Annotated in this window: 11 protein-coding genes and 1 pseudogene; 8 read left to right on the top strand and 4 right to left on the bottom strand. The window is 43.8% G+C overall.

Translation table 11 applies throughout. From position 1 onward, the window contains the following. Window positions 1-186 precede the first annotated feature (186 nt). From H3H32_RS29095 to H3H32_RS29080, 4 genes are all read left to right on the top strand, one after another. Window positions 187-3,579, top strand: coding sequence for a VCBS repeat-containing protein (locus tag H3H32_RS29095; RefSeq protein WP_182459231.1), 3,393 nt, complete (start codon window positions 187-189; stop codon window positions 3,577-3,579). A gap of 115 nt (window positions 3,580-3,694) precedes the next feature. Beyond that, window positions 3,695-7,093 (top strand): VCBS repeat-containing protein, encoded by a 3,399-nt coding sequence (locus H3H32_RS29090; RefSeq protein WP_240543526.1) that lies wholly within the window; start codon window positions 3,695-3,697, stop codon window positions 7,091-7,093. A 99-nt stretch (window positions 7,094-7,192) separates the two neighbouring features. Beyond that, a complete protein-coding gene (locus H3H32_RS29085) occupies window positions 7,193-8,548 on the top strand; it encodes a vanadium-dependent haloperoxidase (protein WP_182459230.1) in 1,356 nt (451 codons plus the stop codon). Window positions 8,549-8,644: 96 nt separating this feature from the next. Continuing rightward, window positions 8,645-9,304 carry a hypothetical protein gene (locus H3H32_RS29080; protein ID WP_240543525.1) on the top strand — a complete coding sequence of 220 codons (660 nt, stop codon included), beginning with the start codon at window positions 8,645-8,647 and terminating at the stop codon, window positions 9,302-9,304. A 152-nt stretch (window positions 9,305-9,456) separates the two neighbouring features. Here the strand turns inward: H3H32_RS29080 and H3H32_RS29075 are convergent, their stop codons facing one another. From H3H32_RS29075 to H3H32_RS29065, 3 genes are all read right to left on the bottom strand, one after another. Then, a complete protein-coding gene (locus H3H32_RS29075) occupies window positions 9,457-10,149 on the bottom strand; it encodes a TetR/AcrR family transcriptional regulator (RefSeq protein WP_182459229.1) in 693 nt (230 codons plus the stop codon). Window positions 10,150-10,638: 489 nt separating this feature from the next. Then, complete coding sequence (locus tag H3H32_RS29070; protein ID WP_182459228.1) at window positions 10,639-10,986, bottom strand: DoxX family protein; 348 nt, start codon at window positions 10,984-10,986, stop codon at window positions 10,639-10,641. 125 nt (window positions 10,987-11,111) lie between these two features. After that, complete coding sequence (locus H3H32_RS29065) at window positions 11,112-12,284, bottom strand: glutathionylspermidine synthase family protein (protein ID WP_182459227.1); 1,173 nt, start codon at window positions 12,282-12,284, stop codon at window positions 11,112-11,114. An 86-nt stretch (window positions 12,285-12,370) separates the two neighbouring features. Between H3H32_RS29065 and H3H32_RS29060 the strand changes: the two genes are divergently transcribed. The 4 genes and pseudogenes from H3H32_RS29060 (at window position 12,371) to H3H32_RS29045 (ending at window position 16,470) form a co-directional block, all read left to right on the top strand. Beyond that, on the top strand, window positions 12,371-13,372 hold the full coding sequence (locus tag H3H32_RS29060) for a nucleoside hydrolase (protein ID WP_182459226.1): 1,002 nt from the start codon (window positions 12,371-12,373) through the stop codon (window positions 13,370-13,372). A 173-nt stretch (window positions 13,373-13,545) separates the two neighbouring features. After that, a pseudogene (locus H3H32_RS29055) lies at window positions 13,546-14,002 on the top strand (regulatory protein RecX). A 49-nt stretch (window positions 14,003-14,051) separates the two neighbouring features. Beyond that, window positions 14,052-14,987 (top strand): glycosyltransferase family 2 protein, encoded by a 936-nt coding sequence (locus H3H32_RS29050; RefSeq protein WP_182459225.1) that lies wholly within the window; start codon window positions 14,052-14,054, stop codon window positions 14,985-14,987. A gap of 58 nt (window positions 14,988-15,045) precedes the next feature. Continuing rightward, the gene (locus H3H32_RS29045; RefSeq protein ID WP_182459224.1) at window positions 15,046-16,470 is read left to right on the top strand and encodes a hypothetical protein; all 1,425 of its coding nucleotides are present in this window, start codon (window positions 15,046-15,048) and stop codon (window positions 16,468-16,470) included. A gap of 143 nt (window positions 16,471-16,613) precedes the next feature. Here the strand turns inward: H3H32_RS29045 and H3H32_RS29040 are convergent, their stop codons facing one another. Then, a complete protein-coding gene (locus H3H32_RS29040; protein WP_182459223.1) occupies window positions 16,614-17,288 on the bottom strand; it encodes a class I SAM-dependent methyltransferase in 675 nt (224 codons plus the stop codon). Window positions 17,289-17,306: the final 18 nt, after the last annotated feature.

Here is a 17,306-nt window from a genome sequence, read left to right as displayed (position 1 = left end):
GAGCAGGCTCATCTGGGCTTGCTCTTTTTGTTTTAGTGACTGATTAAAAGCCAATTAATTGGCCGGATATACCTGATCAACCTTCATAATTCGTTACATTTGCAGTCCCTTAAAAACGAAAATCGTCCTAAGTACTTCCTTCCCTATTGTTTACAAATACGATTTGTTTTTCATGTGCTTGTACCAATGCGTATCCTTTTAATCGTTCTGGCAATTGGCCTGTTTGTGGGCTGCCAGTCAAAACAACAGACGCCATCCGATCCACTGTTTCAGAAGTTGTCGCCCGACGAGACACACGTCAATTTTACGAACACGGTTACCGACGATAAGGATTTCAACATCTTCAATTATCGGAATTTTTATAACGGCGGTGGCGTAGCCATCGGCGATGTAAATAATGACGGTCTGGCCGATGTATTTCTGATCGCCAATATGGGCGAAAATAAACTCTATCTGAACCGAACTGTTCCTGGGCAGGGCAACATACAATTCGATGATATTTCGGCCAAAGCGGGTGTTGGTGGAAAACGAGCGTGGAGTACAGGCGCTACGTTTGCCGATGTAAATGGCGATGGACGACTTGATCTTTACGTTTGTAATGCCGGGAATCGCGATGGCGACGATCGGGCTAATGAGCTCTTTATCAATAATGGAAATGATGCCAATGGGGTTCCGACATTTACGGAACGTGCAGCCGAATATGGTTTAGCGGATCGGGGTTATTCTACGCACGCAGCTTTCTTTGATTATGACCGCGACGGCGATCTGGATATGTACCTGCTGAACAACAGCTTTATGCCTGTTGGTAAATTGGTATATGCAAACTTACGGGCAGAACGGGATTCGTTAGGAGGGCATAAATTCTTCCGGAACGATCAGGAGAAGGGCAAGCATTTTACCGATGTTAGTGAAAAAGCCGGGATTTACGGTAGCGTAATTGGCTTTGGCCTTGGCATCACCATCGGGGATGTAAATGAAGACAACTGGCCCGATATTTATATTTCCAATGACTTTTACGAACGAGATTATCTCTACATCAATAACCACGATGGAACGTTCCATGAGTCAATCAAGGAGTCGATGCCGCATACCAGTCTGTCATCTATGGGTGCCGACGTTGCTGACGTCAACAATGATGGCAAACTCGATATTTTCATAACGGATATGTTGCCCGGTAATGACCGGCGCTTAAAGCGTAATTCCAGCTATGAAGGGCACGATCTGGAGCAAATTAAGGTTGGTCGTGATTTCCACTATCAGTACATGCAAAATATGCTGCACCTGAATCAGGGAAATCAACCGGGTAATAATGGATTACCAACCTTTAGCGAAATCGCCCGTTTCTCGGGAGTTCAGGCGACAGACTGGAGTTGGGGCGCACTGATTTTTGATATGGACAATGATGGGCAGAAAGACATCTTTGTGGCCAATGGAGTTGCCAAAGACGTAACCGATCAAGACTTCGTAAACTTCCTGGCCGATCGCGAAAATATGGCTCAGATGGCCCGCCAGAGAGCCTTCAATTTTAAAGAGTTTTTGGATAAAACCCCGTCTGAGGCTATTCCCAATTATGCCTTTCATAATGATGGGAACCTCCATTTTACCAACAAAGCAGTTGATTGGGGCCTTTCGGAACCTGACTTTTCTAATGGTGCCGCCTATGGTGATTTAGACAATGATGGTGATCTAGACTTGGTTGTCAACAATGTAAATTCCCCCGTTTCGATCTATCAGAATAAATCGAGCGAAGAGCGCAAGGCAAATTATTTGAAAATAAAGCTGGAAGGAACCGGCTTCAACCGAAACGCCATTGGCGCCAAAGTATTCGTCTATCAGCCTGGTCGGATGCAATTACTGCAACAGATGCCCAACCGAGGGTTTGAATCGTCGGTCGACCTAAATCTAGTGTTTGGTCTGGGCGATAAACCTCAGATTGATTCGTTAATAGTCATCTGGCCGGACGATAAAAAGCAAATCTTACGCCAGCCTAAAACCAATCAACTATTGACGCTCCGTTGGGCCGATGCGAATCAGTTATGGAAGCCTTCTGTAATCCCTGCTCGACCTTATTTTCAGGACAATACAGCTGCTTCGGGATTGAGTTATTTACATAAAGAAAGCCCCTTTGTCGATTACAATCGAGATGCCTTATTAAAACAGCAACTCTCCACACAAGGGCCTGCGTTAGCTACCGGCGATGTAAATGGCGATGGTCTGGACGATGTGTTTCTTGGTGGCGCTAGTGGCCATTCGGGGCATTTATTTTTACAGCAACCCGCTGGGCGTTTTGTTGATAAAACGCCTGTTAGCATGAAACAGGATACAATTTCAGAAGCTGTCGACGCGGTTTTCTTCGATGCCGATGGCGATAAGGATCTGGATTTATACGTTGTATCAGGTAGCAATGAGTTTAATGCCGACTCAGAGGAATTACTGGATCAGCTTTACCTAAATGACGGGAAAGGCGGATTTACCCGTTCTGAAACAGGATTGCCTAACCTGAAGGCGAGTGGTTCCTGCGTAGCAGCCGCAGATTTTGATCAGGATGGCGATATTGACCTGTTTGTTGGTTCTCGACTAATTCCGAGTCAGTATGGGTATAATCCATCGAGCTACCTGCTTACGAATGATGGCACCGGGAATTTCAAAAATTACACTAAACGCTTTCTGGCAGATATTGATCAGCTAGGTATGGTTACCGGAGCAACATGGGCCGACCTGAACGGCGATAAGTATCCTGAATTGATTGTTGTTGGTGATTGGGAACCGATTCGGGTATTCGAAAACAAGCGGGGTAAACTAACTCAGAATCCAGAATTATCGATAAAGGATACCGAAGGTAAACCGTTGAAAACGAATGGCTGGTGGAATTGTGTAACCGCAGGTGATGCGGATGGTGATGGCGATCTGGATTTGGTCGTGGGTAATTTAGGACTCAATTCGCGCATTCGAGCTACGCAAACCGTCCCGGCTGAACTGTATGTTGGTGATTTTGATCATAACGGTACGCTGGAGCAGATTATAAATTGCGCCGATGAAACTGGCGAACTGTACCCAATGGTGCTGAAAAGCGATTTGCAGAAGGAAATGCCTACAATCAAGAAAAAGTTTATAAAGTTTGGTGATTATGCGGGCAAGAAGATTAATGAAATTCTGGATGAAGATCAACTGAAGCAGGCTCTCATCAAGCAATCGTTTATGGGTGAAACGGCTATCCTACTGAATTCGGGCAAAGGCGATTTAACATTTCAACCCTTGCCAACTGATGCTCAGCTATCAACCATTTGTAGTGTTGTCTTCACTGATTACGATCACGACGGCCGCACCGACCTCGTTTTAGCCGGTAATTTCTTAGACGTGCTTCCCGAAGTTGGTCGTTACGATGGTAATTATGGGGTCGTATTACGGAACCGGGGTAAAGCTGCTGACGGGCGTATGGCGTATGAGTCGATCAATCCGGCAGCCTCTGGTTTCTTTGTACGCGGTCAAGTTCGTCGTATGGCACGGCTTAAGCAGGGTCAACTTGTTCTGGCAAAAAATAACGACCGCGCGCAGGTCTTTACACTTATTAACAAGTAAATAGAATGGGGTTTACTATATGATGTATGATATAGGATGTCATTACTAATAACATTTGCTTGTTACATACATCCTATATTATACATCATACATCATCCTCCGTTCATCATTCATTATGGTGAAATTTATTGCTTTATTCCTAACGGCTGGTTTGTTAGCGCTGGCAGGTTGTAACTCATTCAAGTCAGAAAAACAGCTCTTTCAAGCACTCGACTCTACTCAAACGGGTGTTGGTTTTGTCAATCATCTTGTACCGAGCGAAAAATTGAATATACTCGACTACCTCTATTTTTATAATGGAGGAGGTGTATCGGCGGGTGATATCAACAACGATGGTTTGACGGATTTATACTTTGTATCGAATCAGGGAAAGAACAAACTCTATCTCAATAAAGGCAACTTTAAGTTTGAAGATATTACCGAGAAAGCGGGCGTTGCCGGTTTTTCGGATTGGCAAACAGGATCTACGATGGCCGATGTCAATGGCGACGGCTTTCTGGATATTTACGTTTGTGCCGTCGGGAATTTTCGAGGATTGGAAGGGGCCAATGAACTCTATATCAACAACGGCGATGGGACCTTTACCGAAAAAGCCGCTGATTATGGGCTGGATTTTACGGGTTTCTCAACGCAGGCCGCCTTTTTCGATTACGACCACGATGGCGATTTAGACTGTTACCTGCTCAATCATGCTGTACATACGTCACGTAGTTACGATCGGGTAACGGCGCGTAATCTTCGGAATAATGAGTCGGGCGATTATCTCTATAAGAACATGAGTGTGGAACAGGGAGTAGGGAGCAAAGCACCAGCCTCAGGTTCTAAGCGTTTTATAAACATTAGTGAACAGGCGAGCATTTTCGGTGCTGCAATGGGGTATGGCCTGGGTATATCGGTGGCCGATCTGAACAATGATGGCTGGGAAGACCTCTATATCTCAAATGATTTTCATGAAGATGATTATTACTACATCAATAATCAGAAAGGCGGTTTTACGGAGAGTGTAAAAAAAGCATTCCAGCATACCAGCCGTTTTTCGATGGGTAACGATGTTGCCGATGTCAATAACGATGGCTTTGCTGATGTGGTTACGCTTGATATGTATCCCGAAGATGAAACCGTCGAAAAATCATCGCTGGGTGAAGATCCGTTGGACATCTATATCTACAAGCTGGCCTATGGCTACATGAACCAGTATAGCCGAAACTGCCTTCAGCTAAACCTTTCGGGAAAGAAGTTTATGGAGGTTGGGGCTATGGCAGGCGTGGCAGCAACAGACTGGAGCTGGTCGCCTTTGTTGGCCGATTATGATAATGACGGTATAAAAGACCTGTTTATTTCCAATGGCATTGTCCATCGCCCTAACAACCTCGACTATGTGAAATTTGCTGCCGACGACTCCCTTCGGTATGCTATGGAAACGTCGAAATCGCTCGATGAACGCGCTATTAAGTTGATGCCGGAGGGTAAGTCTCATAATTATATTTATCGGGGTACTCAATCGCTCCGCTTCGAGGATAAATCGTCTGCCTGGGGATTCTCGGTGCCTAATTTCTCAAATGGGGCAGCGTACGCCGATCTGGACAATGATGGCGATCTGGATTTAATTACGAACAACATCGATGATCCTGCGGGCCTTTACCGCAATGAGGCAACCACAATTTTTCCCGACAATACGCATCTGACGGTTAAACTGAAAGGTGATGCTCCGAATACGTTTGGGGTAGGAGCGAAGGTAATTGCCAAATATGGCGGCTCGTCGCACGGCGATAGTTTGCAAGTACAGCAATTGATGCCGACTCGTGGTTTCGAGTCGTCGGTAGCGCCAGAACTGCTGTTTGGCCTCGGTAAACGAGACGTAATTGATTCATTGATCGTAATCTGGCCAAGCCAGCGAATGGAAATTCGTACGAAGGTGAAAACCAATCAGACGCTCACCTTAAAACAAACGGATGCCAAACTCGACGGCACGAATTATCGGTATACAGCCCCTGCTATTCATCCGCTGTTTGCCGATGTTACCACTGCCGATTCAATTCCGTACAAGCACAAGGAGAATAAAGAATATTACGATTATGTCCGTGAGCCATTAATGCCGTTTCAGGTATCGACAGAAGGGCCGCATTTGGCCGTAGGCGATGTAAATGGTGACGGTCTGGACGATATATATGCCGGAGGAGCTAAGTGGAAAGCGGGAAGTTTATTGCTGCAACAGACTGATGGAAAATTCAAGCCAGTTATGCAGGCCGATTTTGCCAAAGATTCAACGTATGAGGACGTCGATGCTGCTTTCTTCGATGCCGATGGCGATAAAGACCTTGATCTGTACGTCGTGTCGGGCGGTAATGAATTTTACGATAAAATGCCGGAGCAGTTCGACCGTCTGTACTTGAACGATGGGCACGGGAATTTCAGTCGCTCGGTCAATGCGTTACCGCCCATGTACGACAACAAGAGCTGTGTGCGCCCTCAGGATATTGATAAAGACGGCGATCTCGATTTGTTTGTAGGAGGCCGGGTTGTTGGGTTTGGCTACGGAAAATCACCGAACTCATACCTGTTGATCAATGATGGCAAAGGGCATTTCGCCGATCAAACGGATAAACTAGCCGAAGGACTTCGAAAAGCCGGTATGATTACCGATGCGGTTTGGGCCGATTATGATGGCGACAAAGACCTTGATTTAATTCTGGCTGGTGACTGGATGCCCGTTAAAATTTTCACGAATGACGGAGGGAAGTTTACCGAAAGTAAATCGATTCTGACCGATGAAACGCCATTAAGTGGCTTTTATCAGCGCATCATTGCCGCCGATTTCGACAAGGACGGTGATATAGATTTAGTGGCAGGTAATTTGGGAACGAACACCAAGTTCCGCAAAACGCCCGATTCGCAATTACGAATGTGGGTAAAAGATGTCGACAATAATCAAAGCTCCGAGCAGATCATTGCTTACAACCGAGGAAAAGAATGGTATCCGCTAGGCTTTAAAGACGAGTTGGGTAAACAAATGCCAAGCATTATCAACAAACGCTTCACCGATTATGTGTCATTTGCTGGGAAACCACTCAACGAAGTGCTAAAAGATGATGAACTGAAAGGAGCCGACGAATTTACTGTCAACCAGTTTGCGTCGGTTTATCTGGAGAATCAAAGCGGCCGGGATGGAGGTCCGAAATTCGTTGTGCATGAGTTGCCTATGATGGCTCAGGTATCAAAGTTATTCGCTCTTGAGGCTATTGATTTTGATCATGATGGAGACCTTGACGTGTTGGGCGGAGGAAATTTCTATGGAGTAAGTACTTATCAGGGACGCTACGATGCCAGTTATGGAGTGGTATTGCAGAATGATGGCAAAGGAGCGTTCACGGCTTTGTCGCCCATTGATGCCGGATTTTTGCTGAATGGTGAGATTCGTGATATTCGCCCCGTCCGAACAGCACAGGGACAATTAATTATGGTGGCTCGAAATAACGCAGGTTTACAACTATTTAAGCCATTGCTTTTGAAGTAATCGACAGGGGTGGACTTAGTTTCGCCCTAAATTTTCTACTAATTTTGTCGTAAGTCCATAGCCTTGTTCGGCTTCGATCATATAACTTGTTATTTAGCCATGAGATCTTTGTTTCGTTTTAGCTATATGCTAGGGCTTTTGCTGATTGGAGTTTCCAGTTGTCGTAAGCCCGTTCCCCCTGCCGAGTACAACGCTAAAGCAGCTAATGTTGAATACTACAACTCGGCTCTGAATAAACTTACTGAGGTTGTTGTGCACGACATTTTTTCGCCACCTGTTGCCAGCCGGATTTATTCGTATGCCAACCTGGCGGGTTACGAAGCCCTTGTGCCCTTCGATAAGCAATACGAATCGCTCGGTGGCAAACTGAAGCGCTTCCAGACTGGCCCACAGCCCGAAGCTGGGAAAGACTATTGCTTTCCGCTAGCTAGTGTACGCGCTTTTCTAACCGTTGCTCGTGCCCTGACATTCTCGGTCAATTTCTACGATGAATTTGAAAAGCCATTCTACGAACAGTATAAGAAAGATGGTGTTCCAGATGAAGTAATCGAACGCTCGATGGCCTACGGTGAAGCCGTCGCTAAACACGTTCTGGACTACGCGGCTAAGGATAGCTATAAACAGACGAGAGGATTTAAGCATACCGTTACAAACGAAGAAGGAACTTGGGTACCAACGCCCCCTGCTTATATGGATGCCGCCGAACCTCAGTGGAATAAGCTGCGCTGTTGGGCAATGGATACCTGTAGTCAGTTTATGCCTCCTCGTCCGCTTCCGTATAGCTTGGCTAAAGGAAGTCCTTATGAGAAAGAACTTGATGAGGTTTATCAGACAGGGAAAAAGCTGGATAAACAACAACAGGATATTGCTTATTTCTGGGACGACAACGCTTTTGTGATGAACGTAGCGGGTCACGTTATGTTTGCCAGTAAAAAAATGACACCGGGCGGACACTGGCTTGCCATTGCCCAAACGGTTGCGCGGCAGAAAAAGATGGACATGATGCACACTGTTGAAGCTTATGCGCTTACGTCATTTGCATTGAGTGATGGATTTATTTCCTGCTGGGACGAAAAATACCGGACCAAAACGATACGCCCAGAAACCGTTATCAACAAATTCATTGACCCCAAATGGACGCCATTTCTACAGACACCTCCGTTTCCGGAATACCCAAGCGGGCACAGCGTGATCTCGACGGCAGCAGCTACGGTGCTAACTGACTTGATGGGCGATAACGTCGCATTTACCGACTCTACAGAGTTTAAATACGGGCACGGTGTGCGGTCGTTCAAATCGTTCCGGGATGCTGCCGACGAAGCCTCAATCAGCCGTATGTACGGTGGTATTCACTATCGGTCTGCCTTAGTTAATGGCCAGCTAGAAGGTGAAAAAGTTGGCAAATGGGTGGTAGAGAAAATCCACGCCAGGAAAGGCACTGTAGCCAGTCGCTGAGTCTTGATTAAAATGATTTTAAAATAAACCGTTCACTAAGGGCGGTTTATTTTTTTATGTAACTAACGCTAAGTTAACGCGCTTAACTTTTGGTTTATGAGACTAACTATATTGCTATTATTTAGCTGGCTTCCTGGCTCAGCAGTTTGGGGCCAAACGGCGAAACCCGACACGTCTAAAAGGGCGCTGTATAACCAGCAGTATTATAAAATGACCCGCTCAACAGAGGATTCAACCCGATCAATCTTCAACTTTAAGGCGGCCCCGATTTATGTTCGCGCAACTCCTTTTTCAATCTATACGGGTGCTGGGAGCCCCAAAGACCGCATTGTGCAAAGCCTCGAAATTGGAAAATCGTTTAATGTAATCGATTTAGGTGTTGCCTTCGGCCGAAATTCCCTTCGACCGGATACGTCACTTTTTCTGGAAGGCAGAGTTACGATGGACGTTGCAAACTATGGCATATTTGCGAACGAGATGACTATAGGAGCAGGCCGTGTTTTCGATAAAGAAGGAAGCTTGATGCTTGAATTGACGTATAGCATCATTGCGCAGGTGGCCCCTCGACTGGGTATCGGTCTCACAACGGGTTACTACGATTTCAGCGGTGAGACAACCGATAGTTCTAAAACATTCTATGGTATTTACCTTCGGTTTGGCCTCTTGCGAACCGATTCTGGTGGCTTATTAGGGGGCATTGCCCGAGGGCGTGGACGGCCCGTTCGAATAGGACGACCTCATCGGCACGGTCGTTAGAAGATATCTGCCAGAAGGTCCTCTTATGAGTGGAAGACGCTCAAACTTGAAGGAATTGGTCTAGAGTTGAAGACCATTCAGATGCACTAAAAACTAGTTTGCAGTAGCTAAGAGCTTTTACATCCCGGCTACTGCAAACTACGTATTCTAACTTACCATTGAGCAAGCGGCAAATGAGCTGACTGGAGTTCCAATTCAACATCTTTTGAACCAATTGCCATTTTATTTAAGGCGATATAAATGGCTTTAACCGCATTTTCAATCCGCTCCCAGCCTTCTTCGCTTCGTAGATCAATACTGATCATTGTGCGGTCGTTTTGGGCCATAATTGTCAAATAAGTCATTGCGCCAAGTACAACTGCCGAAATTGCCTGCGTATCGGCACCTTTTACGAACGATAACTGGCTTACGAGCCGTGTCATTTCTTCGTCTTGTGCCCGAGCTGTTGTTTCGGCAATTGAATCATTTTCAATAACGCTAGCCTTCAGAACCTCACGGGCTGCCTTAAACGTACGGAAATAACGGTAGGTTTGAATTACTTGACGATACCAAATACGAGCTACGTCAGATTCATGCAATGGGCGGATTTGGTCTAATACAGCAGGAGTAAAAACTGGAAATAACTTTCCCATTTTTACATAATACTCGAGAAGACCTTCCATTCCGCCAAAGTATCTATAAATCAGGACTTTACTTACATTCGCTTTTTCGGCTACCCGGTTTACACCTACACCTTCTAAACCACGCTCTGCTATTACATCTTCGAGCGCTTCAACAATGCGTTGAGTGGTCTTCGAGCGGTTCCGTCTTATCTTTTCATCTTTCTCCATAATAATAGCATTCATTATAATTCACATATATGTCACCCCCTTTGACTAAAATCGATAATGAAAGTCACTTTAGTAAACTATTATCTGTCAGTCAATTAATAATGGTCGGTAGGTAATAACGTTTATAGGCCTAGTGAAAAATATAATTAGTTAAATAATTGGGTTTTTGCACGTACTGTGATAATCGGAATTTATTTATCACTAAAGTGGTCTTTTTTGTTGACTAAAGCCGATTTTATGCATCTTTCATGATTTTTGGCACGAGTGCTCATGTTTGCTAATAAGAAAATTTTATAGGAAAAATGCAAAAATGGGTCAGTATAAGAAAAGTGTTTTTTTTCTAGCGAAACAACAAATTATTTTATAATGATAAATTGATATACTGAATATGATCTTTTCGATACATACAGGTTTTTGGTATGTAAAGATGATCAAGTTGTTGTAGTTGAGTATATTGTTTCAACTAGGTTCTCAATGCGTATAGTGTGTAACAACTGCCATGATTTAGGTGTATTTGTAAGCCCACCATAACAATACTCCCTGCAAAGGCAATCTGCCCCATCGTAACCAGGCTGGAAAATCAAGGAAGCGGTCTGAGGTCGCCATGTATAGATTGGCCGGAAATATGGCCACCAATAATACCATAATCCCCCAGGCTGATAACGAACGCGTTGCTGGGAATAGTAAGCCAATCCCCAACAATACTTCGGCCACACCACTTAGCATGACCATCAAATTATGCGCTGGAATATAAGGCGGCATAATGGCCAGGTAAGTTTTGGGACTAATAAAATGATTTATTCCTGCAACGATATAGACCAAAGCCTGGAGGTATAAAAACACATTATTCATGCCAAAGCAGTTAACAATGAAAAACCCATGAATTGGTCGTCTACAATAGTAATAACGACAAATTGGTATTATTAGATTTACGGCCTAATAATATTATAAACTTAAGCGAACTAGATTGCTCATATTTAGTTAATTACATGCCCTACAAATCCTGCTTTGTTATCTAAAATTAGGCCACCACGACGGAAGCCTAAACCACAGGCTTCGCCAGCATAGAAAACCCCCGCCTGGTAGGTATGACCTTCTGAATCTTGAGGGAATTCGACGTATTGCTGGTATATTTTTGGGTAATCTCCGTAGTCTCCATCGGCAGCCAGACGCTCGCTTCCATCCATATTGATAATGCGAATGTTGGCTCCTTCCCGACCGAATAAAACCTTTTCAACACATGCTTTTCCCGCAAGTGGCTTCGTGTCAGTTTCCAGAAGTAATGGATGATTTGGATAAAGATCCCAGAGGATTTTTAGAATGTATTTCGATTGGAAGAGTAGTGTGTAAGCCGGATTTAAGACGACGGCCAAACGTTTTCTGACAATTTCAGTCAATAGCTTAACCAATTCAGGTTCATCTTCGGCAATGGACTCCCAGGGCACCAGTTTGAACCAGAAATCTAGTTTTTCGAACTGCCCATTTTTAGGGTTTTGCCAGAAAATGCCTTCCTCTGCCGAAAATTCAACGTTATCGATAAAGTCAAACTCAATATCAAAACCTGCTTCGCGAGCGGCTTCGCCCAATAAAGCCACATTCGTATCGTCTTCCGGGAAATCGCGTATGGCCGACAGAAGTAATGTGGGTTGTAGGTCGGGGTTTACAGCCAGTAGTTCTTCAAATTGACCCGTCAACGTTTCAAATACGGCATTGAATTGCTGGCTATCATCCAGCCCATTTGCTTTTAGGTGGGCGTACTGAACAACGGCCGTTTCGGGCAAACAAGTAGCTGTGTCGGCGTTAAATTCGATGAGTTTGATGGGTCGTCCATCGATACCACCAGCCAGATCAAAGCGGCCATAGAGATGAATATGGCGATCATCATCCCACGATAGTTTTATCAGCTCTACCAGATTCGCCGGAATACCCATTTCGGCAAAGCGATTTCCGTCAATAATATGCTGCCCTGCCGTTACAAACATCTCAAACAGTTCATTGACTGCGTCATAGTAAGCATCAGCTTCTTCAGCTTGCACCACTACGACTTCATTTGCCAGATAAGGTAGCGTATCTTGACCAAGCATCCAGTCCCAACCCAGATTTTGTAATTGGGTATCGGGTGATATTGTAAGTTTTCGAAGAGAAATCATGTTTTCAAGATTTACGCGAACCGAATGACGATTCTTACCAAAAACAATTCGTAATTCGTATCGTCCTGTAAATCTCGTTTATTCCTATGATCCGAATTACCTTATTTTCAATTAGTGTGTTACTGGCACTGACAATCGGTTCGGTTGCCGGACAATCGGCCAAAAAAACGGCCGCAGTACCCGTTATTTTTGATACGGATATGGGCCCCGACTACGACGATGTTGGTGCTATTACGCTGCTTCATGCCTTTGCCGATGAAGGACAGGCTAAAATCCTGGCGACTATTGCCAGTACCAACTATCCGAAAGTAACGCAGGTGCTGAGTGTGTTGAATACCTATTTTAATCGTCCAAGCACACCAATTGGCGTACCCAAAGGCGAAGCAGTGAGCGATAAAGACACGCAGCACTGGTCTGATACAATTGTAGCTCGCTATCCGCACAGTATCAAGTCGAATAGCGAAGTGCCAGATGCGGTTGCACTTTATCGACAGATTTTGGCTAAACAGCCTGACCATAGTGTAACGGTTATTACCGTTGGTTTTCTGACAAACCTGGCCAACCTGCTTGATTCCAAACCAGATCAATATTCTAAACTAACAGGGCGGGAGTTGGCTGTCCAGAAAATAAAACAGGTGGTCAGTATGGCTGGCAAATTCCCGACAGGGCGAGAGTTTAATGTATTCAGAGATACGCCAGCGTCGAAAACATTCTTTGCCAGCTGGCCAACGCCCGTTTTGATGAGTGGATTTGAAATTGGACAAAAAATTCACTCAGGCTTGCCGCTAACACAGAATAAAGCGATTCAGCATAGCCCTGTAAAAGATGTTTTTACAATTAGCCTGCCTAAAGCAAAAGAAGATGCAAATGGCCGGATGAGTTGGGATCAAACGGCTGTTCTGGTAGGCGTTAAAGGGTATGGTCCGTATTACACCGTGAAATCCGGTCGACTAACGCTAAATACCGATGGATCAAATGGCTGGGACGATTCGGGCAAGGGGCATCAGTATTTAATAGAAAAAATGCCCGTTTCGGAAGTTGAAGCGCTAATAAACAAGCTGATGCAACATCAGCCTAAAAAGCGATAAATGGTGGTTATAGAACCGCATCGGCGGACCGACTGATTTTTATGATTCATAGATGATTACATGGTGTAATAGCTTTGTCTTTATTGATAAACAAACATCATAATTGGTCTTAAAAATCATAAAAATCAGCGTTCTTTTATGACGGATAACGGACAAAAAAATGTTCTTATCGTATGACAGATTTACTAAAAGATGCGCTCCGTAAAGCAGCCATGTTTTGTGCTTATCAGGAGCGCACACAACAGGAAGTTCGTGAGCGACTGAAAGAGTGGGGCCTTATTGGCGATGATGCCGAAGAAGTGATCGCCGAATTAATTCAACAGAACTACCTGAATGAAGAGCGATTTGCCAAATCGTTTGCCGGGGGGGAAATTCCGGGTAAAAGGCTGGGGTAAGCGTAAGATCAAACAGCATTTGCAGCAGCGGGGTATTTCGGGTTATAATCTAGATCAGGCTATGAAAGAGATTGCCACTGATGATTATCAGTATACGCTTAAGGAATTGTTAGCTAAAAAACGGCAGAGTATTCGTGACGATAATCCATTGACTGTAAAGCAGAAGCTTGTGCGTTATGCCTTAAGCAAAGGTTACGAATCGGAGTTGATCTTTAGTGTTTTGAACGAAGACTAGATAAGCATTCCTATTGCTTTCGCCAGACAATTCCCGGTTCTTTGTGACTATGAATCCGCGAAAAGTTTCCATTATTTTAATCAACTATAATTCTCACCAGTTTACGTTCGACTGCGTTCATTCGATTGTTGAAAAGACAAAAGAGGTTGACTATGAGATAATTATTGTTGATAATAATTCAAAAAACGCGGATTACGAAGTCTTAAAATCAATTACAGACCAATCCAGAGTTCAGCTCATTCGTAGTCGGATTAACCTCGGCTTTTCGGGCGGAAATATGCTCGGGGTGCAATTCGCTGACCCCTTGGCCGACTATTATTATTTTCTGAATAATGATTGTGTACTGCGCACCGACGTATGCAGCCAACTAACTGCGTTTATGGAGGCTACATCCGACGCTGGTTTGTGCGGAGCGCAGATGTTTAATGGTGAAGGCGTACGCCAGATAACCTTCGGCTATTTGCCCACGCTCGGTAGCAAAATTCTGGGTCACGGCTTTGTTCGGATGCTACATCCAGAAATTTACCCACCCACCAAAAAGGTATATACCGGACCGATCCAAGTGCCGTTCGTAATGGGGAGCACCTTGTTTTTACGAGCATCGGCATTTAATAAAATTGGAGGCTTCGATGTGGCCCACTTTCTCTATGTTGAAGAAGAAGATCTAGCCAAGCGACTGCTTATAGCGGGCTTCAATACCTATTTGGTACCTCAGGCAGAATATGTTCACTTTACGGGGCAGAGTACGTCTCGTAACTACGACGTTGATAAGGAGTACTACATTTCACTTTTTCATTATTTCCGAAAATATCATTCCTGGCCAGCTCGGGCTTTATTTCGGGCATATTATTTTATTAAAAATGGCCGCAAGTTTCGGCAAGATCCTATATATGGTAAATTAGCCTGGTTTATTGGACGAGGTAGCCCCATGCGCGAAAGTTTGCGTTATAAACAAACTATCAGTTCAGAAAAGATAATCCCTTAAAATTCGTTAATCGAATAAGAAAACTCTATCCACAAAACATATCCAATAAAAATTATCAATGATAATTTCTCAACGTGTACTTAGTATATTTTTAGTTGTTCTTATTTTTTTAACGGGTCTTACGTATTTTTATCGAAATCCAACGGGCGATGATGCCTGGTTTGCCGAACAATCCTATTGGCTTCATAAAGACGGAATTATCCGGTCCGAATTTTTCCGCGGAATACTCGGATGGGAAAAGCAGCTATTCGCCAGCCATAAATTATTTCTAGCTTTTGGCGCGCTTCTATTCGATTTATTTGGCTATCATCTTCCCGTTATTCAGTTTGTCGGTTTAATTCCTTTCTGTGTTCTTATTGGTGAGTTATGCTTTTATATTTATCAAAAAGAGCATAGACTCAATTCGTGGCATCTTATTTTTAGTTTAGTCTTAGTTTTTTCAAATGGCCTATTGGTAAAAATGAGTTTTGAAAACCGGCCCGAACTTCTGGTTTCGGCTCTCGGATTTGGCTCATTTTTATGTATTCATCAGGCGAAGAAAAACAATATGAAAATTATTGCTGCTGCTATTTTGGCCGGTATGGCTATGCTTTGCCACCTGAATGGCGTTATTTTTCTTATAGCGGGCTTCTTTGTACTCGTTTATCAACGCTATTATAAACAGGCATTCCTATTTGCTATAGCAGGAGGGGCCACTGGGTTGCTTTATTTTCTAGATGTTTTTCTGGCTACCGACGGACTTGCACGATGGTACTATCAATTTAGTAATGATCCTGCTACGCGAGATGCTTTTGGATGGAAATCTAAACTGCTCGTTATGTTGACATACCCGGAAATGTTTTTTGAATCGCCGGAGCAGGCTGCTTTAACTATCGTTTTCGTCTATATTCTTATAAAACAGCGAAAATTTGTTAAAACCCTACCGAAACTAGTTAAAACATATTCTCTGACTGTACTTATAGCCTTCTGGCTTATCACTAAAGATGGGGCTGGTACTTATATGCCTATTTTTATGCCATTTATGTTTGTGTTCATTTATGAATTGTATAAAAGTAACAGCTTTAAAGATGTAGGATTTCAATTCGTTTTAGCTGTCTATTTTAGTATTGGCTTATACGGAATAATAGAAATTATTTATAAGAATTTTAGCCAGGAATATTTGCCTGTCGCTTACGAAAAATTAAGACCTTACCTCCCTTCGAAAAAAAGTGGCCTAGTGCCCTTAACATTTTTCTTTAACGAATATGATCGATATAGTCATTTGTTGAGTAGTGAGAATTATGTGCACAATTCCACAACAACGAATGATCCTTCTGCCCAAATGGCTGGATGGGCCCATCAGCATAAGGCTGATTTTATTTTAATGGATTATCAATTCAGGCCTGAATATTTTTATCCAGAACCAGGCAAACCTAGCTTGCCTTATTATAAACTCACCTATTTTGATAAACGATTTGCGATTTATAAAGCCAACGTCAAATAAAATGAATGGGTTATAACCAAGCTGTTTACATTTTCTGTCATTTCGACCGTAGGGAGAAATCTCGAGTTTAATTTATGAGTGAGTTGAGATTCCTCCCTACGGTCGAAATGACAGAAAGTAATTTCGATTTTATTCAAGCTCCCTTATTTCTGCAAGCCAAAGTATTCATAGAAATAGTCGGTGGATTTCAGATTTAACAGCTTTTGCCGATCCTTTACTAAATCGTCGTAAGTCAGCGCGTCAATTTGAGCGGGGGTATAATTCAGAGTTGATTCAGGTTTTTTTCGGGTAACAATGCCTAAGCCTTGATCGCAATCGAGCACGAATACAGTTAGGTCGGGACGTTGACTGCGAAGGTGAATAATGGTTTTCCAGACGTCACCGTTCCACTCGCCCACCTCCCAGTCCTCAAAACGCCCTGCCGCACCTGCTGTTTGTGGGTTACAATCGTGCATAATAATCACCCCATTATCATCCATGTAGTTGAGCGCGTTTTCTACATCCCGGAGTGCGAAATGATATTCGTGCATACCATCCACTAACGCCAATTGTAGTTTTTTACCAGCGAAGACCTGTTTGGCATCCTGCGCAAAAAAATCGTCGCTTGTCTTCTCGAAGTATTGATTGTTAAGATTGTAGGGATTCAGGATGGCCTTGCCAAATCGACGGCTGGCGTCGAAAATGAATTTCGGATCAACGGCGACCTTAAACGAACTCTTGATGCGAAAGAAAATATGGCCGTTTTCGACGCCAATTTCGAGGTAATTTTTAAAACTTTTCTGCCGCATCAGGGCCTGTATAATGTCTAATCGATTCATTCGGGGAGTAATAGCAGG

Source organism: Spirosoma foliorum (genome assembly GCF_014117325.1).
In the GTDB taxonomy this organism is placed as follows: Bacteria; Bacteroidota; Bacteroidia; order Cytophagales; family Spirosomataceae; genus Spirosoma; species Spirosoma foliorum.
Note: the sequence above shows the minus strand (reverse complement) of the source record. Positions and strands in the feature narration are given on the sequence as shown.

Bases quoted from the DNA above. Each gene is read 5' to 3' on its own strand.
- H3H32_RS29095 (WP_182459231.1), top strand. From the start codon at position 187: ATGCGTATCCTTTTAATCGTTCTGGCAATTGGCCTGTTTGTGGGCTGC.
- H3H32_RS29090 (WP_240543526.1), top strand. From the start codon at position 3,695: ATGGTGAAATTTATTGCTTTATTCCTAACGGCTGGTTTGTTAGCGCTG.
- H3H32_RS29085 (WP_182459230.1), top strand. From the start codon at position 7,193: ATGAGATCTTTGTTTCGTTTTAGCTATATGCTAGGGCTTTTGCTGATT.
- H3H32_RS29080 (WP_240543525.1), top strand. From the start codon at position 8,645: ATGAGACTAACTATATTGCTATTATTTAGCTGGCTTCCTGGCTCAGCA.
- H3H32_RS29075 (WP_182459229.1), bottom strand. From the start codon at position 10,149: ATGAATGCTATTATTATGGAGAAAGATGAAAAGATAAGACGGAACCGC.
- H3H32_RS29070 (WP_182459228.1), bottom strand. From the start codon at position 10,986: ATGAATAATGTGTTTTTATACCTCCAGGCTTTGGTCTATATCGTTGCA.
- H3H32_RS29065 (WP_182459227.1), bottom strand. From the start codon at position 12,284: ATGATTTCTCTTCGAAAACTTACAATATCACCCGATACCCAATTACAA.
- H3H32_RS29060 (WP_182459226.1), top strand. From the start codon at position 12,371: ATGATCCGAATTACCTTATTTTCAATTAGTGTGTTACTGGCACTGACA.
- H3H32_RS29050 (WP_182459225.1), top strand. From the start codon at position 14,052: ATGAATCCGCGAAAAGTTTCCATTATTTTAATCAACTATAATTCTCAC.
- H3H32_RS29045 (WP_182459224.1), top strand. From the start codon at position 15,046: ATGATAATTTCTCAACGTGTACTTAGTATATTTTTAGTTGTTCTTATT.
- H3H32_RS29040 (WP_182459223.1), bottom strand. From the start codon at position 17,288: ATGAATCGATTAGACATTATACAGGCCCTGATGCGGCAGAAAAGTTTT.